Raw genomic sequence first — 20,697 nt, 5'->3', positions numbered from 1 at the left:
GCACCCGGTGGTGGCGGCCTGGAACGACCTGCCTCCGAGCGGTGAGCCGACCGAGTGCGCGGCACTCGTCGAGCTCGCCGAGCGGCTGCACGACAGCGCGCCCGAACTGGTGGTTCGGTATGCCCGGCGGGTTCTCGAGCACGGCCCCGGCGCGGAGGGCTCAGTGGTCATCCGGGCCCAGGCGCTGCTCGCCGCGGCGCTGGTCCGGCTGGGCCGGCATGCCGAGGCGGTCGAGCCCGCGCTGGTCGCGCTGCGCGGTGCGGATCACTCCGGCGTGCCGGAGCTGGCCTCGTCGGTCCGCCTGGACCTGGCCGCCTGCTCGGTCGGACTGGGTGAGCCGTTGCTGGGTTGTCCGATCCTGCGGCCCCTGCTGGACCCGGCCGGTGCCCGGCCGGGTACCCGGGCTGCGGCGGTTGCGCAGCTGGTCGGCTGCACCGCGCACGTGGGTCGGCGGGACGACCTCGAGGACTCGCTCGCCGAGGCCGACCGGCTGCTGGCCGCGGACGACCGGTTCACGGCCGACGCCAGGAGACTCGAGCGGGCGCTGCTGGCCACCCGGACGGCGGCCTACCACCGGCGCTGGGGTGAGACCGAGGACGCGGTCGAGGCCGCACGCAACGGGCTGGGCCTGGTCGCCAGGCTGCGCGATCCGCGGCTGGAAGGTGGCCGGGTCCGGGCCGGGCTGACGCTGGAGCTGGTCTGCGCGCTGTTGGACGACGGCCACCTGACCGAGGCCGAGCAGGAGGCCGGCCCGGTGCTCGCCCAGCCGGTCCGGGCCGCGTCGGCGCCCGCGGTCGGGCGGCTGCTGCTCGCGGTCGCGATCCGGGTGCTGCTGCCGGCCGGCCGGGTGGAGGCCGGGCGCGGCCTGCTCGACCACGCCACGTGGATCGCCGAGCGGCACGGGCTGGACTGGTTGCTGGCCGACGGGCTGGCGGTTCGGGCCGACCTCGAGGAGAGCGCGGCCAGGCCGGCCGACGCGCTGCGCACCCTGCGCGAGGCACACGCAGCCGAGCACCGGCACCGGCGCTCGGTCGAGTTCGCCCGGCGGCGGCTGATGACCGAGTTCGGGGCCGGCGACTACCCTCTGGACATCGTGCACTCGTTGCTGCGTAACGTGATTCGCCCCGCGGTCGCGCCCGCGGTCCGGGCGGCCCCGGAGACGGCCGGAGCCCGCGCGGTGCCCCCGCCACCGGCCGGCCCGTCACCGCTCCCAGCCACCCGGCCGACGGCGCCCGACCCGCTCGCCGCCCGATCCCGGACGGTGACGCCGCCCGGAGGCGTCGGCGCGCGGGCGGACGAGGTGAACGCCGCGCCGTCCGAGCCCGGCGAGCCCGAGACGGACGAGGCGACCGGCCTGCTCACCCGGGTGGGGCTCTCCCGCCGGCTCGCGGCGGTCCGCCGCGGCGACCGTCCGGTGGCGCTGACGTTGGTGCGCCTGGAAACCGAGGGCGGCGCCGGCGCCGAGACCGGCGACCGTCCGGGCGCCGGCGCCGGCTCGTCCGGGCCTGGAACCGAGGCGCTCACGACGCTCGCCGGTCGCGTGCGGGATATCGCACCCGAGGGTGCCGAGCTGGCCAGGCCGGCCGGCAGCGAGCTCGCGGTGCTGCTCCCGCACACCACCCGGGACCAGGCGGAACGGCTCGCCGCCACGATCCGCGAATCCGCCCTCGGCTCCGACTGGCTCGCCGAGGCCACCGGTCCGGAGGTCAGCATCAGCACCGGTGTCGCCCAGTCCGGCCTCGATCCCGCGCCCGGCGAGGACGCCGACTACCTCCTCACCGCCGCCCGCGAAACCCTGACGACCGCCGACCGCCCCGATCCGCCCGGACCGGACCTGAATGCCGAGGAGTCCTTTCTCACCGCCCTCGCCGCCGCCACCGACCCCGAAACCCGCCGGCACACCCTCGAACCCGGCGACCGCACCGGGACCCCCGCTGCCGAGGTCCGGCACAGCTTCACCGAGAGCACCTTCTCCGCCGCTGAACCCCCTACCCCCCGAGAACCACCCTCCGCCCCGCACCACCGGGCCGAATCTGCCGAACGTCCCGCCACAGCCCAGAATCCGGCACCGGTCGACGCCCTGGATGCGCCCACCGTGACGATCGAGCCCACCGGTACCTCGACCGCCCACGGTGCGGCAGGTCACCCCTTCGAGTGGAACGACACGCCGGCGTTCACCGGTGCGACCGGTGGGCCCGGAGACGCTGAGGACCCGCGCGACTTCGAACGGGACTCGCTCGTGGCGGATCAGCCGCATGGCCCGACGGAGTTCCCGGCTGAGTTCGGTGAGTGGGCTGATCTGCCGGAGTGGCACGGGGTTGCGGATGACGAGGAGCCGGCGGCCGGGCGGCGGAGGGCGCTGTACACGTTCGAGGCGAGCGAGTTGACCGGTGTGCGGGAGTCGTCCGGCGGGGAAGACGGTCCGGGCCTGGCGATCCGCGAGCTGCTGGCGCCGTTGCTCGACCATCCCACGCTGTCGCATCCGGAGGACCGCTACACCACGCCGGAGCAGGAGCCCGACGAGGAGCCCGAGCCACTCCCGCTGCGGCCCGGCATCTTCCCGACCGATCCCGACGACGAGCCACCCCGCCCGCCGCGGAAGCCGGACATCATCATTCCGCCGGAGCCCGACAACGTTCCGCCCATGGCGCCCGGCCCGGAACCGACCCCCGAGGTGCCGCCACCGGCCTCGATCCCGCAGGAGCCGGAGCGGCCCGAGGACGATCACCTCGACGCCGTCCTCGGTCCGGTGCAGGGTCCCGAGCCCCGCCCGCCGGATCTGCCGCCGCGCGCGGACCGCGCCACCCTGCGCCGCCCCGCCGCGGACACCACCAGCATCGCCGACCTCCTCACCGAGGCGCTCGTCGCCTACCAGGCGACCGCCCCCGAGGACGACGAACCCGAGCTGGCGCCACCGGTTCCGGCGCCCCCGGCGCCCACGCCGGAAGCCACCCCGCCGGCCCACCGCACCGGCGCCGGCCGGCACCGGATGCCCGACTGGGCGTCCCTGGACTACGACACGCCTTGAGCGGAGCTGAAGAACCGGTCAACGTCGATCTGCTTGGCACGATTCAGGGTTCGATCAAGCAGAGTGTGGGTCGACGGGCGCTCCGGGGACCCGGATTAGGGTGTAACTGCATGTGGCACGCAGGGGTGCCGCCGACGCGTGGAGTCCGGAAGAAATGACCTCGACTGGAGTACGGTCCCGAGCAACCACAACGGAAGGGACCGAGCCGGCCAGTCCCGAGCAGATCCGAGACGAGCGCATCGAGCAGGCTGCGGGGCTCATGCCGGAGATGGCCGACCTGATCCGGTTGTACTTCCGGTACCTGCCGCCCGAGGAGATCATCGACGACAACCCGGTCGACCTGGTCGGCGCCGTCCGCACGCACCACGAGCTGGCCATGGACCGGGTCCCCGGCCGCCCCGCGGTGCACATCTTCAACCCGGACCGGGCCCGCGACGGCTGGAGCACGCCGGGCACCGTGGTGCACCTGGTCACCGACGACATGCCGTACCTGGTCGAGTCCGTGACCGCCGACCTGACCCGGGCCGGCCTGCAGGTGCACCGCGTGGTGCACCCGATCGTGGTGGTGCGCCGCGACGTCGCCGGCCGGCTGCGCGAGGTGCTGCCCACCGCCGACCCGGACGACCCGCCCGGCGACAGCATCGCCGAGTCCTGGATGTCCATCGAGGTCGACCTGATCACCGACCCGGACCGGGAGCGGGACACCGAGAACCGCCTGATGTCCGTGCTCACCGCGGTGCGCGAGGTCGTCGAGGACACCGACCGGATGACCGGCACCGCCCGCGCGCTGGCCGACCAGCTCGAGGCCGACCCGCCGCCGCTGGACCCCAACCAGGTGGCCGACGGTGCCGGCCTGCTGCGCTGGCTCGCCGACGGGCACTTCACGTTCCTCGGCTACCGCAGCTACGAGCTCGTCACCAGCGACAACAAGCCGGCGCTGAAGGCCGTGCTGGCCACCGGCCTCGGTGTGCTCCGCGGCGACAGCCTGGTCGAGAAGAGCCTGACCGAAGGCCCGGACACGACCGCGTACGCGCTGTCCCCGAACCTGCTGGTGCTGACCGAGGCCAGCGCGCCCTCGGCGGTGCACCGCAGCGTCTACCCGTACTACGTCGGGGTCAAGACGTTCGATCAGGGCGGCAAGGTCACCGGCGAGCACCGGTTCCTGGGCGTGTTCAACACCAACGCGCTGCACGAGGACGTGCTGGACATCCCGGTCGTGGAACGCCGGGTGCGCGACGTGATCCACCGGGCCGGTTTCCCGATGGAGTCCTACAGCGGCCAGAAGATGCTGGAGGTGATCCAGAACTGGCCGCGCACCGAGCTGTTCTCCGCCAGCACCGACACGCTGTACCAGACCGCGACCGGCGTGATCGCGCTGGCCGACCGGCGCCGGCTGCGGTTGTTCCTCAGACGCGACCCTTACGGCCGGTTCTACTCCTGCCTGGTGTTCCTGCCGCGCGACCGCTACACCACCACCTCCCGGCTGGCCATGCAGCAGGTCCTGCTCGAGGAGCTGGGCGGAACCAACCTCGAGTACAGCGCGCGGATCGGGGAGACCGCGCTCGCCCAGGTGTTCTTCACCGTGCACACCGAGCCGTCCCGGATGATCGAGCCGGACGTCGAGCACATCCAGGAGCGGCTGGCCGAGGCGGCCCGCACCTGGGACGACCGCATGGTCGACGCGGTGTTCGACGAGCAGCGGCAGAAGCTCGAAGGCAGCAAGCCGGCCAGCGGCGCGGTCACCATCGGCGCCGAGTCGGCCACCGAGCAGGGCCACCGGTTCGCCGCGGTGTTCCCGGAGGCCTACAAGGAGGATTTCCGGGCTACCGAGGCGCTGGCGGACCTGCGCCGGATGCAGGCGCTCACCCGCGAGGGCGACCTGGACATGAGCTTCTACGTGCCGCTGGACGCCGAGCCGGGGGTGCGCCGGTTCAAGCTCTACCTGGCCGGCCCCGGCGTGAGCCTGTCCCAGGTTCTGCCGGTGCTGCAGCAGATGGGCGTCGAGGTGGTCGACGAGCGGCCGTACGAGCTGCGCCCGGCGGACGGCACCAAGTGGTGGATCTACGACTTCGGGCTGCGGGTCGACCCGGCCGTGGTGGAGAACCGCTCGCCGGAGGAGACCGCGTCGCTGCGGGCCCGGTTCCAGGACGCGTTCGCGGCGACCTGGCACGGTGACGCCGAGACCGACCGGTTCAACGCGCTGGTGCTGCGCGGCGGGCTGGGCTGGCGGCAGATCGCGGTGCTCCGGGCCTACTCCCGCTACCTGCGCCAGGCCGGTACCACCTACAGCCAGGAGTACATCGAGGACACGGTGCTCGCGCACTGCGAGGTGGCTACCGCGGTGGTGCGGCTGTTCGAGACCCGCTTCGACCCGAACGAGCCCGAGGGCACCCGGCGGGAGCGGGCGGACGCCCAGGTCGAGGACATCAGCCGCATGATCGACGAGGTGACCAGCCTGGACGCGGACCGGATCCTGCGCAGCCTGCTCACCCTGGTCCGGGCGTCACTGCGGACGAACTACCACGTCCGGGACGAGCACGGCCAGCCGCGGCCGTACCTGGCGATCAAGCTGGACCCGGGCGCGGTGCCGGAGCTGCCGGAGCCGCGGCCGCGGTTCGAGATCTTCGTGTGCTCGCCCCGGGTGGAGGGTGTGCACCTGCGGTTCGGCCCGGTGGCCCGCGGCGGGCTGCGCTGGTCGGATCGCCGGGAGGACTTCCGCACCGAGGTGCTGGGCCTGGTCAAGGCGCAGGCGGTGAAGAACGCGGTGATCGTTCCGGTCGGTGCCAAGGGCGGGTTCGTGGTGAAGCGGCCGCCGGTGCCGACCGGGGACCCGGCCGCGGACCGGGAGGCGTCGCTGTCCGAAGGCGTGGCCTGCTACCGCATGCTCGTGTCCGGCCTGCTCGACCTGACCGACAACCTGCGCGGCGGCCGGACCATTCCGGCCAACTCCGTTGTGCGCTACGACGGCGATGACACCTACCTGGTCGTGGCCGCGGACAAGGGCACGGCCACGTTCTCCGACATCGCCAACGAGGTGGCCAAGAGCTACGGGTTCTGGCTGGGCGACGCGTTCGCCAGCGGCGGGTCGGTCGGCTACGACCACAAGGCCATGGGCATCACCGCGCGCGGCGCGTGGGAGAGCGTGAAGCGGCACTTCCGTGAGCTGGGCGTGGACACCCAGGCCGAGGAGTTCACCGTGGTCGGCATCGGCGACATGTCCGGCGACGTGTTCGGCAACGGAATGCTGCTGTCCCAGCACATCCGGCTGATCGCGGCGTTCGACCACCGGCACGTGTTCGTCGATCCCGACCCGGACGCCGCGGCGGGCTTCGCCGAGCGCCGCCGGCTGTTCGAGCTGCCCCGCTCCTCCTGGGACGACTACGACCGGAGCCTGATCAGCGAGGGCGGCGGGGTGTGGCCGCGCACGGTCAAGTCGATCCCGATCAGCCCGCGGGCCGCCGCCGCGCTGGGCATCCCCGAGGGCACCGGGAAGCTCTCGCCGCCCGAGCTGATGAAGGCGATCCTGCTGGCGCCGGTGGACCTGCTGTGGAACGGCGGGATCGGCACGTACGTGAAGGCGTCCACGGAGACCAACGCCGAGGTGGGGGACAAGGCCAACGACGTGCTCCGGGTCAACGGCGCCGACCTGCGGGCGAAGGTGGTGGGGGAGGGCGGCAACCTCGGCCTGACCCAGCGCGGCCGGATCGAGTTCGCCCGGGCCGGCGGTAAGATCAACACCGACGCGCTGGACAACTCGGCCGGGGTGGACTGCTCCGACCACGAGGTGAACATCAAGATCCTGCTGGACCAGCTGGTGCTGGACGGCCGGCTGCTGCCCAACCAGCGCAACGAGCTGCTCGCCGAGATGACCGACGAGGTGGCGGAGCTGGTGCTCACCGACAACTACCGGCAGAACGCCGTGCTCGGGGTCAGCCGTGCGCACGCCGTGGGCATGCTGTCGGTGCACGCCCGGCTGGTGGACATGCTGGAGCGCAACACGAGTCTGGACCGGGAGCTCGAGGACCTGCCCTCCGCGCTGGAGTTCCAGGAGCTGGAGAAGGCCGGCCGCGGCCTCACCTCGCCGGAGCTCGCCACGTTGCTGGCCCACGTGAAGCTCGCGCTCAAGGAGGAGGTGCTGGCCAGCGAGCTGCCCGAGGCGGACGCGTTCGCCCGGCGCCTGCCCGAGTACTTCCCGACCCGGCTGCGGGAGCGCTTCGCCGACGCCATCCCGGCGCACCCGCTGCACCGGCAGATCACCACCACGCTGCTGGTGAACGAGGTCGTGGACGGGGCCGGCGTGTCGTACGCGTTCCGGCTGGCCGAGGAGATGAACGCCACGGCCACCGACTCGGTTCGGGCGTTCGCGGTGGTGACCGGGGTGTACGGGTTGCCGGCGCTGTGGCGGGAGATCGAGGCGCTGGACAACGCGGTGCCGACGGCGACCCAGGATGCCATGGCGCTGGAGGTCAGGCGGCTGCTCGACCGGGCGGCCCGCTGGCTGTTGTCCAACCGGCCGCAGCCGCTCGCGGTGGGCGCGGAGATCTCCCGGTTCGGCCCGGTGGCCAAGGATCTGGTGCCGGGCATGACAGATCTGCTGCGCGGGCGGCAGCGGGAGGCGGCCATCCAGAACGCCGAGAAGCTCATCGCCGACGGGGTGCCGGCGTCGGTGGCGATGCGGGTGGCGACGCTGTTGGACGCCTACGGGTTGCTGGACGTGACCGAGGTGGCGGAGCTGGCCGAGCAGGATGCGGCCGTGGACGCCGAGCGCAGCCCGGCCGAGACGGCGGAGCTGTACTACGCGCTGGCCGACCACCTGAACCTGGACCTCATGCAGAGCTCGGTGAACATGCTGGAGCGGGGCAACCGCTGGCACGCGCTGGCCCGGCTCTCGCTGCGCGACGACCTCTACTCCTCGCTGCGAGCGATCACGCTGGAAGTGTTGCGGCAGAGCGATCCCGGCGCGCCGGCCGACGAGAAGATCGCGTCCTGGGAGCGGAGCAACGACACCCGGCTGGCCCGGGCCCGGAGCGCCTTGGAGGAGATCCAGAGCGCCGGCCGGCTGGACCTGGCGACACTGTCCGTCGCCGCCCGGCAGATCCGCAGTATGGTCCGCTAGTGGGAGTTTTCGTCGCCGAGATTCGGCCCCGATGGTCGGACATGGACGCGTTCGGGCACGTCAACCATGCGAACACGGTGACGCTGCTGGAAGAGGCCCGGATCGACCTGCTGTTCGTGGAGGCCTCCCGGCACGGCGCGGCCGGGATGGCCGAGGGCGTGGTGGTCGCCAGGCTGGTGGTGGACTACCACCAGCCGCTGCTGGCGAACGGGACGAAGGTGCGGGTGGAGATGTCCGTGCGGGACCTGCGCCGGGTGTCCTTCACCCTGGGCTACACCGTCCACAGTGGACTTTCGCACGACGATCCGGTGGTGGCCACCGCGGAGACCATGCTGGTGCCCTTCGACGTCCAGCTCGGCCGGCCGCGCCGGCTCTCCGAGAACGAGCGGGACTTTTTGGCCGCCTGGAAGGACTCCAGCGGCGGGGCGGGGATCAGCGGTGCCTGAGCTGGTGTTCGCCGACCGCTCCGAGCGGGACGACCTCGGCGCGTTCGTGGCCCGCGCGGTGCGGCTGGACGGTCAGGCCGTGGTCCGGCTGCGCGGCCGCGCCGGCAGCCTGATCGACGCGTGGGTGGCCACCCCGTTCGACGTGCTGGCCACCCGGACCGTCCACGGCGAGGTCCAGCCGGCGGACGTCACGGTGTCCGGCTCCGAGCTGCTCGCCGCGCTGGCCGTGGTCCGCGGGGAGCGCGTCGACCCGGGCCGGGCGCGTGACCTCCAGTGGCGCTCGGCGCTGCCGCCCGAGGCGCACTGGCAGGTCGTGGACCAGCTCCCGGCCCGCGTGGTCTCGGACCTCGCCGACCGCGGCATCGCCGTGGCCCGGGAGAACGCCGGCCCGCACGGCACCCCGCCGGCCGCGCTGCTGGACCAGACGGTGCTCACCGTCGCCGGCGACGGCCTGGAGATCAAGGTGCCGTTGCGCTGCCTGTTCGCCATGGCCGGCATGGGTTTCCTCGGCACCAACGACGCGGACGAGCGCGTCCGGGTCACCGCCACCGACGCCTGGCTCCGCCTCGACGCCCGCTACGGCGCCGTCGTCCGCCGCCGCCACGTCCTGCTGCCCCTGCTGGTCTGAGCGGAAAGCAACGTCACGTTGCGCTCCACTCCGGAAAGCGCCTCGGCGCGGGACCCGTCAGTCCACTCAGGACAGAAGTATCGCGGCAGCGCCGTGACCTCTAGGGGTCCTCGGCCAGGTAGGCTCCCGCGGTCTCGGCCTCGGGAGAGTCGAGCTCGGTGTAGAGGGCAACGGCACGCCGGTAGTGCCGGCGGGCCTGTGCTGGCTCGCCGAGGGCGCGGTAGGCGTGGCCGAGACCCAGGTGGGCGTGGGCCTGCTGGTCGGGCGCGCCAGTGTCGGAGGCCGTGGTGAGTGCCGCGGTGTGGTGGTCGCGGGCCTCGGCCGGGCGGTCGCCGGCGAGCGCGGTCTCGCCGAGGCCGTTGTGCGCCCATGCCTCGCCGTCGCGGTCGCCGATGTCCCGGAAGAGCGCGAGCGCCTGCCGGTGATACTTGGCCGCTTGCTCGGGCTGGCCGAGGCGCGTATGGACGGTGCCAAGCCCGGTCAGCGAGAATGCCTCGCCTGACTGATGTCCGAGTTCCCGGCTCAGGGCCAAGGCTTCCCCGTAGTGTTCGATTGCCGAGTCGTAATGTCCAACTCCCTGCTCAGCGTCGCCGAGGTTGCACAGTGCTGTGGCCTCGAGGCCCCGGTCACCGGCCGACTGGGACAGGGTCAGCGCCTGCCGCAGGAAGTCTCTGGCCGATCCGTAACGCCCGAACCAGTTCTCGGCGACGCCGCGGGCGGTGAGTACCCGAGCTTCGCCCAGGCGGTCACCGGCCTCCCGCGCCTTTGCCAGAGCGAGGTCGAGGTTGTCGGCGGCCGGCCCGTACCGACCCATCCGCAGTTCGACGCCGCTCAAGTTGTGCAAGGCACGGATTTCACCGGCCCGGTCACCGGACTGCCGGAACAGGGCCAGAGCCTGTTGGAAATATTCGATGGCGGACTCGTACCGGCCGAGCTGCCAGTAGACGGTGCCAAGGCCGTGCCGCGCTTGTGCCTGGCCGGTGCGATCACCAGCCTGCTCGGCGGCGTCGCGGGCGTGATCGTGAATGGTCAACGCGTCGGTATAGAGCCCTCCGTCGAGGTAGCGGTACAACGTGGCGGACAGGCGCACCGTGTGGCCTGGCCGGCCGTGGGCGGCGGTGTGCGTGGCGACCGCCACCAGACAGGGCCGCTCGGCATCCAGCCAGGCTCGGGCCAGGTTCGGGTCGGACAGCTCCGGCATCGGGGTTGCCGCTGGCGGGATCCGGGGCCGCAGGTAGGTTTCCGCGGGGTAGAGGCGATCCATCGCCGCCGCGGAGGTCGCGAGGTAGTAGTCGAACAGCCGGTCAAGGGCCGCGTCGGTGTCATTGGCGGTCGCCAGGTTGGTGGCATAGGCCCGGAGCAGGTCGTGCATGCCGTACCGGACGGGGCCAGTGGTGTTGACCAGGTGCGCGCGGACCAGCAGGCCCAAAGAGCGGCGGGCGTGCTCGAGGTCGGTGCCGGTCAGCGCGGCAACCGCGTACGGCTCCATGCTGGGCCCGGGATGCAGGCCCAGCAGTCGGAAGGTGCGGGCGACGTCCGGTGGCAGGTTCCGAACCGACCAGGAGAACACTGCGGTCACCGCCGATCGGGGGTCACCGCCGGCGTCCAGGAGGTCCAGGCGCCGCTGCTGGTCGGCCAGCTCGCCGGCCAAATCGGTGAGCGGGGTGCTGGGCCGGGAGGCCGCGAGTTCCGCGGCGAGGCGCAAGGCCAGCGGCAGGTATGCACACTGGGCGGCGAGTGTGGCAGCGGCGTCGGGTTCGGCGTCGACCCGGTTGCCGATCAGCTCGCGCAGCAGGACCCGCGCGTCCGCCGCGGGAAGCAGTTCGAGGTTCAGCCGGTATGCACCGTGCACGGCGACCAATCCGGCCAGGCTGTCGCGGCTGGTCACCATTACCAGACAGGAGTCGGTCCCGGGCAGTAGCAGGCGGACCTGCTCGACCGACGACGCATTGTCGAGCAGGATCAACATTCGCCGCCCGGCGATCGCGGTCCGGTAGCGGGCCGATCGCTCGTCCACGTCGAGCGGGATGTCCGAGCCCGGCACGCCGAGCGCGGCCAGAAACCGTGCGAGCGCGTCGGCCGGCGCCACGGGCTGGTCGGGGTCGTAGCCGCGCAGATTGAGGTACAGCTGCCCGTCCGGAAAACGGTCGGCTACCCGGTGTGCCCAGTGCACCGCCAAAGCGGTCTTGCCGACCCCGGCGGTGCCAGAGACCGCGGAGATCACCACCGCGTTCGGCTGCCGCGCGGCCGCGTCGAGGAGCTGCTCCAACTCCGTGAGCTGTTGGGACCGGCCGACGAAACCGACCGGATCCGGTGGTAGCTCGCGCGGTCGCGGCGCTGATTGCGGGCCTGGAAGGTCGGTGACGGGAGTTCCGAGTCGCTGTTGTTCGGCCTCGGTCAGAGCATCCATCAGCGCCCGGACGGTGCTGGCGCGAGGCTGAGCCGTCCGTCCCGTCTCGATATCGCGGATCGTCCGGGCATCCACGCCGGCCCGCTCGGCGAGCTCTTCCTGGGTGAGCATGCTCCGCTCGCGACGGCCCCGCAGCCACTCCCCACCGCGTTTTGCTGTCGGGGGCCCTGGCACGTCCACTCCGTAGAAGGCCGAATCTTCCTGTCAATTTCCGGAATGTCTCCGGAGCCGCTCCTGGTTGCGGACAGCCCGCCCGATGAGACTAGCAACATGCCGCCGACGCCGATCCACCCGCAATCACCCGCGAGCGCGCGCCTTCGAGGGGTAGGCACGCAGGAGCGACCACCGATGCGGAGGATCACGTCAGGTGTGCGCGACTATTCCTGGCGAGGTGCCTGTGCCCAGGCGACCCGCTAAAGCCAGCTGTTCATCAGGCTGTGTGCGGCCATCTCCAGGTACTCCCAGAGTTGCCGGCGCTGCGGCTCGGTCAGGCCCGCCTCGTCCACCGCGATCCGCATGCACCGCAGCCAGGCGTCGCGCTGCAGCGGCCCGATCACGAACGGGGCGTGCCGCATCCGGAGGCGGGGATGGCCGCGCTGCTCGGAGTAGGTGTGCGGGCCGCCCCAGTACTGCATGAGGAACAGGCGCAGCTTCTCCTCCGCCGGGCCGAGGTCCTCGTCCGGGTAGAGCGGCCGCAGCAGCTCGTCCTTGGCCACCTCGGCGTAGAACCGCGCCACGATCCGGTGGAACGTCTCCTTGCCACCGACCGCCTCGTAGAAGCTCTGCTCCGCTGCCGTCACTGTGCTTATTCCCTTTGCTCGATGGCGTAGCGCCAGTTCAATCCTCGCTCACGCCCCGGGCGGGGGTAACAGCCGGGCGATCGGATGCTCGATGCCGGCCTCCTCGAAGCCGTTCATGATCTTGGCCCGGAGCGCCCGCTGCACCGCCCACTGGCGGCCGGGCCGGACCTTCACGGTCAGCCGCAGCATGACGCCCTCCGACGTGATCTTCTCCACGCCCAGCACCTCGGCCGGCTCGAGCACGTCGGCGGACACCGGCTCGGTCGTGGTCGCCTCCCCGGCCACCCGACCGAGGATCTCGATCGCCCGGTCCACCTCGGTGCCGTGCGCCACCGGCAGGTCGAGCACGGCCACGGCGAAGCCCTGGCTGGAGTTGCCGACCCGGAGGATCTCCCCGTTGCGCACGTACCAGACCGTGCCGTTCACGTCGCGCAGCGTGGTCACCCGCAGGCCGACCGCCTCGATCGTCCCGCTGGCCGGGCCGACGTCGACCACGTCCCCGACCCCGTACTGGTCCTCGAGCACCATGAAGATCCCGGACAGGAAGTCCTTGACCAGGTTCTGCGCGCCGAAGCCGATCGCCACGCCGACGATCCCGGCGGACGCCACGATCGGCGCCAGGTTCAGCCCGAGCTCGCCGAGCACCAGGATGAACGTCAGCCCGAAGACGACGAACGAGATGATCGACTTGAGCACCGAGCCGATCGTCCTGGCCCGCTGGTTGCGCCGCTCGGAGACCAGGACGCCCAACGCCTGCGGGGCCCGCTCCTTGAGCGGCCGCAGCAGAGTCGGCGTCTTGTCGCCGGTGTCCCGGGTCAGCCGGTCGATCAGCCGCCGGGCCAGGAGGCGGACCACGAACGCGATCACCAGGATCATCAGGATCCGCAGCGGCTTGGCCACCAGCCAGTCCGCCGAGGCGGCCAGCCATTCGTTGTGCGTCAGCTTGAAGACCTGCTGGCACCAGGTGCCGTCCGCACGGATGCAGGCGGGCGGGTCGGTGGGGAACGGAAGCGCTGTGGTCATCGGGTGCGACCTTACGACCGGCCGTTCGCCGGCGGTTCACCGGATCTTCGATGCAGTGAAGCAAGACACGTTGCCCAAGCCGCGTGCGTTCCGTGGGTGGTTTGTGGTCGAATTTGCCTGCTGCATGGTGGAGGTGGTGGGCGTGCCCGACCGACATCCAACCCCGATCGGCGCCCCTCTCGGGCTCGCGCCGCGGGTCGCTTCGTGTCCGGAACTGGACACCGCCGCAGCGCCGCCGCCCGCCGAGTCGCCGCCGATCGGGTTGCCGCCGTGGGGCCGCCGCCGGGTTCTCCTGCTCAACGCCACGTTCGAGCCGCTCACCGCGCTGCCGCTGCGAAGAGCCGTGGTGCTGGTGGTGTGCGGCAAGGCCGAGGTGGTGCACGGCGACCCGGGCGGGCTGATGGTGCACTCGGCCTCGTCCAGCCTCGTGGTGCCGTCGGTGATCCGGCTCGCCACCTATGTGCGGGTGCCCTACCGGGCGAAGGTGCCACTGACCCGGGCCGGCCTGATGCACCGCGACCGCTACCGGTGCGGCTACTGCGGGGCGCGTGCGGAGACCGTCGACCATGTCGTGCCGCGCAGCCGCGGCGGCCTGCACACCTGGCAGAACTGCGTGGCCTCCTGCGCGCGGTGCAACCACCGCAAGGCCGACAAGTTGCTCTCCGAGCTGGGCTGGCGGCTCCGGGTGGTGCCGACCGCGCCGCGCGGGCCGCACTGGCGGCTGCTGGCCGGTGTGGTCGAGGCCGATCCGCTGTGGTTGCCCTACCTGGGTGAACCGGCGGCGTGACAGCTCAGGCAGCCAGCGACCGGGTGATCCGGGTTCCCGCGGTGATCCGGGTACCCCGGGTGATACGCGTACCGCGAGTGATCCTCGTACCGGCGGTGATCCGGGTGCCCAGGCTGGTGACGACGCTCTTCTTGTTCACGGCAGCGACGATAGTCGTCTGATCGGGTGAATGCATAGAGCACATAGCGTGACCTCCGGGGGGCGTCGAGGCGGTGTCCATCGGTACACAAGGGCTATCCAGGTGAAAGTATGGGCCTGTCTAGTAACCGACAAGTCGCTGTACGGTGCCAACCCGGTCACCGGGCCGTTATTGCCCCCGAACGCCGGTCGGCGCTGCGCTTTCCGCTGGACCGGCCTTACCGTCGACTGGGCGACCAGCCTTGACCAGCCAGGCACGAGCGTGCGCCGGCCGGGCATCCGATACGGTTCCGGTCGTGAGCGAGCTTGCGAGCGAACCATCGAACACTGCTCCGGCGCCGAGCTTGCGAGGCGGCGGGGTTTGCCATCACCGAGCTTGCGAGGTGATGGCGTGAGCGTCGTCCAAACCGTTCTCGTGTTCGCGGGGATTCCGCTGGGGATCTACTCCGTGGTCGCGCTGCTGACCTTGCGCGACAAGGTGGCCAGGGCCCCGCGCTACCGTCCGGGCCAGAGCTGGGACCACCCACCGGTGTGGTGGACGGCCAACCCGGCCGGCTCCGGCCAGGCCGGGCTGTCCGCCCCGGCCCCGTCCGGCGGTTCGAAGCGCACCGCCAAGGGAGGTGCCCGTGGCAGCTGGTGAGCTGGTCCCCGCCGGCGAGATCCAACTCGCCGAGGACCCCGAGCACGGCTACGCCGCCGCGGTCACCGCCAGCGGCCGCATCTCGATCGCGCGGGTCCGCCAGCTGGCCGCGCCCGAACTTCCGTTCACCCCGGTCCAGCTGGCCCGCCTCGACGAGGCCCTCACCCTCTCGTCACGCGCCACCGGCCTCCACTTCAGCGTCTACCTCGGCGAGCTCGGCGACGACACCCGTGCCACCGCCGAAGCCCTGCACTCCTCGCACGGCGCCGCCGCCGAGTCGGTCCTCATCGCCGCCTCCCCCGGCCAGCGCCGCGTCGAGGTCGTCACCGGCGAAGAATCCGCCCGCCGCCTCCCGGACCGCGCCTGCAACCTCGCGGTGATGAGCATGGTCGCCTCGTTCAAGGAAGGCGACCTCATCGGCGGTCTGGTCAGCGCCCTGCGCATGCTCAGCGACCAGGCTGGCCGCGCGCCCCGGTAGGGGCGGTTGTGCGAGGTGCCGGGCCGGGCGGGTCCGGGGGAGGGGCCCGGGGGTGGGAGCGCCCTGGGTTGGTTGGCATGCGCTTTGTGTTGGCGGCCGGCGGTTGTGTGGGATGGGGCGCCAGCGTCAAGATCGCACAGAACTGGCGATCATGACCCGTCAACCGGTACCCGAGAGATCAACTCAGCCGCCACGGCCGCCCCGCCGAGCCGCGCCTAATTGATCAAGCCCGGCCCCGCCTTCGCAAGCTGTCTTTGAACTTGACCACCCGCCAATTGCCGCTCGCCGACGCAGACTCGTGCGGCAGGCGAGCCGGGCGCCCCATCCCACTCAACCGTCGCACGCCAACGCAGCCTGCAAACCCTGCCAAACCATGGCGCCCCCCACCCCGGCCCCTCCGCAGCTCGAATCCAGGAACCTCAGGACTGGTCGAACTCGCGCGCCGCCAGCGCCCGCACGATCCCCGCGCGGCCTTCGGAGACCAGGCGGCGCAGGGCCGGTGGGTGGTCGTCGTTGGCGAGCCATTCGTCGGCCGCTGTCACGGTCTCCCGGGCTATGGCCCAGGAGGGGAACAGTCCGAGCACGGTCGGCTGGGCGCGTTCGCTGGAACGGCGTTCCCAGACACCGGCCACGTCGGCGAAGTAGCGGTCGGAGTAGGGGGCGAGCAGCTCCCTCTGCTTCGGGTGGGCGAAGCCCGAGATGATCGACTCGTTGATGGCGTTGGGCAGCCCGTCGTCGTGCACGGCGCGGCGCCAGGCTTCGTCCTTGGCTTCGAGGGTGGGGCGCAGGGCGCGGGCGCGCTCGGCCTGGCGGTGGCCGGTGGCGGTGGAGTCGCGCTGGAGGAGGTCCTCGACCTCCGCGTCGTCGGCGACATCGTGCGCGACCAGCGCCTGCAGCAGGCGCCAGCGGAGATCGGTGTCGACGACCAGGCCGGGCAGCGGCGCGGACTCGTCGAGCCAGCCGCGCAGGACGGCCAGGTGGTCGTCCTCGAGCACCGAGGAGGACAGCGCGTTGACGTAGGCGAGCTGGTGGTCCGAGCCCGGCTCGCAGGCGCGGGCCAGCTCGAGGATCCGGTCGGTGAACAGGCGCCAGCCGCGCGGCGCCCAGGCCGGGTCGGTGTAGGAGCCGATCGCGGCCTGGGCCTGCATCAGCAGCCGCTGCACGACGCCGACCTCGGTCTCGGCCGGCAGCCCGTGGCAGACCAGGGTGATGAAGTCGCGGGCCTTCAACTCCGCCTCGCGGGTCATCTCCCAGGCGGCCGACCAGCACAGGGTGCGGGGGAGCGGTTCGGTGATGTCGCCGATCCGGTCGATCAGCGTGGTCAGCGAGTCCGGATCCAGCCGCATCGTGCAGTAGCTCAGGTCGTCGTCGTTGACCAGCAACAGCTTGCCGCGCGGGACGCCGACCAGCGCGGGCACGTCGGTACGCTCGCCGTCGACGTCCACCTCGAGCCGGTGCGTGCGGACCAGCTTGCCGCCGTCGTCGTCGTAGACGCCGATCGCGACCCGGTGGGTGCGCAGCTCCCCGCCGCCGGGCTTCGCGCCGCCCTGGATGATGGCGAACTCGGTGAACGCGCCCGAGGCGTCCACCGCGAACGCCGGGCGCAGCGCGTTCAGGCCGGTGGTCTCCAGCCACTGCGCGCTCCACCAGGACAGGTCGCGCCCGGAGGCCTCCTCCAGCGCGGCCAGCAGGTCGGCCAGCGTCGCGTTGTCCCAGGCGTGCTTGCTGAAGTACACCCGCAGGCCCGACATGAAGTTGGCGATCCCCACGTACGCGGCGAGCTGCTTGAGCGCGCTCGCGCCCTTGGCGTAGGTGATCCCGTCGAAGTTGACCTCGACGGCCTGCAGGTCCGGGATGTCCGCGGCGATCGGGTGCGTGGACGGCAGCTGGTCCTGCCGGTACGCCCAGGACTTCTCGATGTTGGCGAAGGACGTCCAGGCGTGCACGTACTCGGTGGCCTCGGCCTGCGCCAGGACGCTGGCGAAGGTGGCGAACGACTCGTTCAGCCACAGGTCATCCCACCAGCGCATGGTGACCAGGTCGCCGAACCACATGTGCGCCATCTCGTGCAGCACGGTCTCGCACCGGCGCTCGTAGGCGTACCGGGTGACCCGGCTGCGGAACACGTAGTCCTCGAGGAACGTCACGCAGCCGGCGTTCTCCATCGCGCCGGCGTTGAACTCCGGCACGAACACCTGGTCGTACTTGCCGAACGGGTAGGGCACGCCGAAGTTGCGGTGGAAGTAGGCGAACCCCTGCTTGGTCTCGGTGAACAGCCGCTCGTGGTCCATGTGCTCGGCCAGCGACGCGCGGCAGTACAGCCCGAGCGGGATGATGGCGGCGTCGTCGCGGTACTCGTCACGCCACTCCGCGTACGGGCCGGCGACGAGCGCGACCAGGTAGGTGGACATCGGCTTGGTGGTGGCGAACACGTGCCGGATGCCGGAATCGCCGAGCTCCTGCCGGGATTCGGTCTCGGCGTTGGACCGGACCAGCCAGTCGCCCGGCGCCAGCACGGTGAGCTGGTACACCGCCTTGAGGTCGGGCTGGTCGAAGCAGGCGAACATGCGCTTGGCGTCCGCGGTCTCGAACTGCGTGTAGAGGTAGACGCCCTTGTCCACCGGGTCGACGAACCGGTGCAGACCCTCACCGGTGTTCATGTACCGGCAGTTGGCGTGCACCACCAGGGTGTTCCGCTCGGCCAGGTCCGGCAGCGCGACGCCGTCCTCCTCGCGGTAACCGGACACGTCCAGCGGTGCGCCGTTCAGCTCGGCGCGCAACACGTCGTCGGCCACCAGGTCGATCCAGCAGGACGCGCCCGCTTCCCGGCTGCCGAACCGGACCGTCGTGGTGGACCGGAACGTGCCCTCTCCGGGCTGGCCCAGCCCATTGGTGAGGTCCAACTCGATGGCGTACGACTCGACCTCGAGCAACGCCGCGCGCCGTTGGGCATCGTCACGGGTCAGGTTGGGGGCGGCCACTGATCACCTCGGCTGGGAGCGGTACTGACAATCGCATCCAATCACGTCGGAGCCCCAAGTTCTCCGGTGACGGGGGAAGAAGCCGTTGCCCGCATGGGTTGATGTGGTCATGACTGCCCCTGGGAAGACCAAGGTTGACTTCTATTTCGACCCGATCTGTCCGTTTGCCTGGATCACCTCGCGCTGGATCCTCGAGGTCGAGCAGCACCGGGAGATCGACCTCCGGTTCCGGGTGATGAGCCTCTCGGTGCTCAACGAGGGCCGCGACGAGCTGCCGGAGCAGTACCGCGAGCTACTGGACAAGGGTTGGGGTCCGGTGCGGGTGGCGATCGCCGCGGCGCAGAAGCACGGCGAGGAGGTGCTGCGCGACCTGTACACCGCGCTCGGCACCCGGATCCACAATCAGGGCAACAAGGACTACGACATCGTGATCAAGGAGGCGCTCGCCGAGGTGGGCCTGCCGGCGGAGCTCGCCGAGGCCGCGCACACCGACGACCATGACGCCGCGCTGCGCAAGAGCCACCACGCGGGCATGGACCCGGTCGGCATGGACGTCGGCACGCCGACCATTCACGTCAACGACGTGGCGTTCTTCGGCCCCGTACTGACCTCGATCCCGCGCGGCGAGGACGCGCTGAAGCTGTTCGACGGAACCGTCGCGGTGGCGAGCTTCCCGAACTTCTTCGAGATCAAGCGCACCCGGACCGGGGAGCTCAACTTCGACTAGAGCGGTGACCCCGTAGATTGACCGGTTCAGGGCCGGGCGGCGGTCGCGCGGGTCCTTGTCACCCGGACCGGCGGCAGCGCCGAGCGCAGGGGTAAGGCCGGACCGCTGGATGCACGCGCCGCCGCCACGGCGATGATGGCCGGGCGAGTTCGGGCGCAGCCCAAGCCTGCCCTCGATCCGCTGGCCGACCGACCCCACCCACGCGGTCGAACAGACCCCGACCGTTGATCACCATCGGTGACGAACCCGGCCGCTTCGGGCCCGAGGCCTCCATTACCCCAAGGACCGTCCACGAACGGCATCATCCGCTGTCTCAAACGCCATATGGCCGATGATGTCCAAAAGACCCTCACCACGGCAACGCCAAAAGAAGGTCTCAAACCCAACCCTGCCGAGGTTGCGGAAACCGCACCGGAGGGGATTACGTGGACTCAACCGGTGATCCCGGCCAGACGGTCGAAAATGTCCCGGAAATGTCCACCTTTTGGATGTGCGGCCACGTAACGGCACGCAGGGTGTGGGCGACATCCGTCTCGGCAACGACATGTGGGGAAACGGCTCCACTTTGTCGGCGCCTGGAGGCTGAAATGCCCACCTATCGCCAATCTCTGCTCGCCGCCGTTGTGCGACGTTACCCGCTGCTCAGCGGATGCGGCCGACTTGCCAACCACAACGTCGTACAGAGGATCGCGGGGATCAGTGCCGAGGTGGCCTGGGCCCCGGTGCACGGCGGCTACCAAGTAGCTGCGCCGCTCGACGACCTCATCGGCCGGGCGGCGTTCTACGCCGGCGATCTGGACCGCAAGATCACCTGGGTGTGCCGGCGACTCGTCAGGCCGGGTGACCGGGTACTCGACATTGGTGCCAACCTCGGGCTGGTGACAATGGTCTTGGCCAAACTCGTCGGTCCGACCGGTCACGTGGAAGCATTCGAACCGATCCCGAAAATGTGCGACCTGCTCCAGCAGGCGATCGTGCACAACGGGCTGCGCAACGTGCGCCTGCACCGCATGGCCCTCGGCGCCGAGGCGGCCGAGTTGCCCCTGTTCGTGCCTCCTGGCCACGCCGGATCGGCAAGCTTCCTACCCGAGCGCAGATCCCCAGACCAGGAGGAGATCGTCGTACCGGTGCGCACGCTGTCGGAGATCATGTCCGGTGCCCGCGATCGCGTCAGGCTGGTGAAACTCGACGTGGAAGGCTACGAGCCACAGGTCCTTGACGGTGGCGCGGAATACTTCGACCGCACTCCACCCGAGGCGGTGATCTTCGAGCTCTACAGCGAGCACCCCGCTGAGCACCCCACAATGCGGTTTCACCGCGACCGCGGCTATCAGGTCTTCACGATCCCCCGCGCACTGGTCCGCATGCGCCTACGCCAGTTCGACGGAGCCTATGACGGCCACGACTACCTTGCCGTTCACCACGACGCCCTGTCCGAGATCGCCCCGCTCATCACCTGATCCCCTGCGCGGCGTGTTCCGCGTCCGTGTCGTCA

14 protein-coding genes are annotated in these 20,697 nt (G+C 71.1%); 9 read left to right on the top strand and 5 right to left on the bottom strand.

All coding sequences use genetic code 11. The features are described from left to right. The first annotated feature begins 7 nt into the window (after positions 1–7). From VGR06_RS31810 to VGR06_RS31795, 4 genes are all read left to right on the top strand, one after another. Positions 8–3,028 carry a diguanylate cyclase domain-containing protein gene (locus VGR06_RS31810; RefSeq protein ID WP_327562870.1) on the top strand — a complete coding sequence of 1,007 codons (3,021 nt, stop codon included), beginning with the start codon at positions 8–10 and terminating at the stop codon, positions 3,026–3,028. A gap of 154 nt (positions 3,029–3,182) precedes the next feature. After that, positions 3,183–8,144 (top strand): NAD-glutamate dehydrogenase, encoded by a 4,962-nt coding sequence (locus VGR06_RS31805; protein WP_327562869.1) that lies wholly within the window; start codon positions 3,183–3,185, stop codon positions 8,142–8,144. After that, positions 8,144–8,590 (top strand): thioesterase family protein, encoded by a 447-nt coding sequence (locus VGR06_RS31800; protein ID WP_327562868.1) that lies wholly within the window; start codon positions 8,144–8,146, stop codon positions 8,588–8,590. The genes VGR06_RS31805 and VGR06_RS31800 overlap by 1 nt, the downstream gene beginning before the upstream one ends. After that, positions 8,583–9,218 carry a hypothetical protein gene (locus VGR06_RS31795; RefSeq protein WP_327562867.1) on the top strand — a complete coding sequence of 212 codons (636 nt, stop codon included), beginning with the start codon at positions 8,583–8,585 and terminating at the stop codon, positions 9,216–9,218. The genes VGR06_RS31800 and VGR06_RS31795 overlap by 8 nt, the downstream gene beginning before the upstream one ends. 100 nt (positions 9,219–9,318) lie before the next feature. Here the strand turns inward: VGR06_RS31795 and VGR06_RS31790 are convergent, their stop codons facing one another. The 3 genes from VGR06_RS31790 to VGR06_RS31780 form a co-directional block, all read right to left on the bottom strand. Then, the gene (locus tag VGR06_RS31790) at positions 9,319–11,802 is read right to left on the bottom strand and encodes an ATP-binding protein (protein ID WP_327562866.1); all 2,484 of its coding nucleotides are present in this window, start codon (positions 11,800–11,802) and stop codon (positions 9,319–9,321) included. A 239-nt stretch (positions 11,803–12,041) separates the two neighbouring features. Continuing rightward, a complete protein-coding gene (locus VGR06_RS31785) occupies positions 12,042–12,428 on the bottom strand; it encodes a globin (protein WP_414637380.1) in 387 nt (128 codons plus the stop codon). A gap of 48 nt (positions 12,429–12,476) precedes the next feature. After that, positions 12,477–13,451: a mechanosensitive ion channel family protein gene (locus tag VGR06_RS31780; RefSeq protein ID WP_327562865.1), complete on the bottom strand. Its 975-nt coding sequence runs from the start codon at positions 13,449–13,451 to the stop codon at positions 12,477–12,479. Between the two features lie 142 nt (positions 13,452–13,593). Between VGR06_RS31780 and VGR06_RS31775 the strand changes: the two genes are divergently transcribed. Then, entirely contained in the window at positions 13,594–14,238 is a 645-nt protein-coding gene (locus VGR06_RS31775) for an HNH endonuclease (RefSeq protein WP_414637379.1), read from the top strand. A 4-nt stretch (positions 14,239–14,242) separates the two neighbouring features. Here the strand turns inward: VGR06_RS31775 and VGR06_RS31770 are convergent, their stop codons facing one another. After that, positions 14,243–14,377: a hypothetical protein gene (locus VGR06_RS31770; protein ID WP_327562864.1), complete on the bottom strand. Its 135-nt coding sequence runs from the start codon at positions 14,375–14,377 to the stop codon at positions 14,243–14,245. 390 nt (positions 14,378–14,767) lie between these two features. Between VGR06_RS31770 and VGR06_RS31765 the strand changes: the two genes are divergently transcribed. Next, positions 14,768–15,016 carry a hypothetical protein gene (locus tag VGR06_RS31765; RefSeq protein ID WP_327562863.1) on the top strand — a complete coding sequence of 83 codons (249 nt, stop codon included), beginning with the start codon at positions 14,768–14,770 and terminating at the stop codon, positions 15,014–15,016. Next, on the top strand, positions 15,003–15,494 hold the full coding sequence (locus tag VGR06_RS31760) for a DUF5130 family protein (protein ID WP_414637378.1): 492 nt from the start codon (positions 15,003–15,005) through the stop codon (positions 15,492–15,494). Before VGR06_RS31765 ends, VGR06_RS31760 begins: the two co-directional genes overlap by 14 nt. A gap of 419 nt (positions 15,495–15,913) precedes the next feature. On the opposite strand, the gene pepN is transcribed toward VGR06_RS31760, so the two are convergent. Continuing rightward, the gene (gene pepN, locus VGR06_RS31755) at positions 15,914–18,475 is read right to left on the bottom strand and encodes an aminopeptidase N (RefSeq protein WP_327562862.1); all 2,562 of its coding nucleotides are present in this window, start codon (positions 18,473–18,475) and stop codon (positions 15,914–15,916) included. 109 nt (positions 18,476–18,584) lie between these two features. Here pepN and VGR06_RS31750 point away from each other — a divergent pair, with 109 nt between their 5' ends. Together VGR06_RS31750 and VGR06_RS31745 are read left to right on the top strand one after the other, a co-directional pair. After that, complete coding sequence (locus VGR06_RS31750) at positions 18,585–19,202, top strand: disulfide bond formation protein DsbA (protein WP_327562861.1); 618 nt, start codon at positions 18,585–18,587, stop codon at positions 19,200–19,202. Positions 19,203–19,627: 425 nt separating this feature from the next. After that, positions 19,628–20,662, top strand: coding sequence for an FkbM family methyltransferase (locus VGR06_RS31745; protein ID WP_327562860.1), 1,035 nt, complete (start codon positions 19,628–19,630; stop codon positions 20,660–20,662). Positions 20,663–20,697 lie beyond the last annotated feature (35 nt).

The organism is Actinophytocola sp. (assembly GCF_036002505.1).
Classification (GTDB): Bacteria; Actinomycetota; Actinomycetes; order Mycobacteriales; family Pseudonocardiaceae; genus DASYTH01.
This window is presented reverse-complemented; position numbering and strand designations above follow the sequence as displayed.

Bases quoted from the DNA above. Each gene is read 5' to 3' on its own strand.
- VGR06_RS31750 (WP_327562861.1), top strand. From the start codon at position 18,585: ATGACTGCCCCTGGGAAGACCAAGGTTGACTTCTATTTCGACCCGATC.
- VGR06_RS31805 (WP_327562869.1), top strand. From the start codon at position 3,183: ATGACCTCGACTGGAGTACGGTCCCGAGCAACCACAACGGAAGGGACC.
- VGR06_RS31780 (WP_327562865.1), bottom strand. From the start codon at position 13,451: ATGACCACAGCGCTTCCGTTCCCCACCGACCCGCCCGCCTGCATCCGT.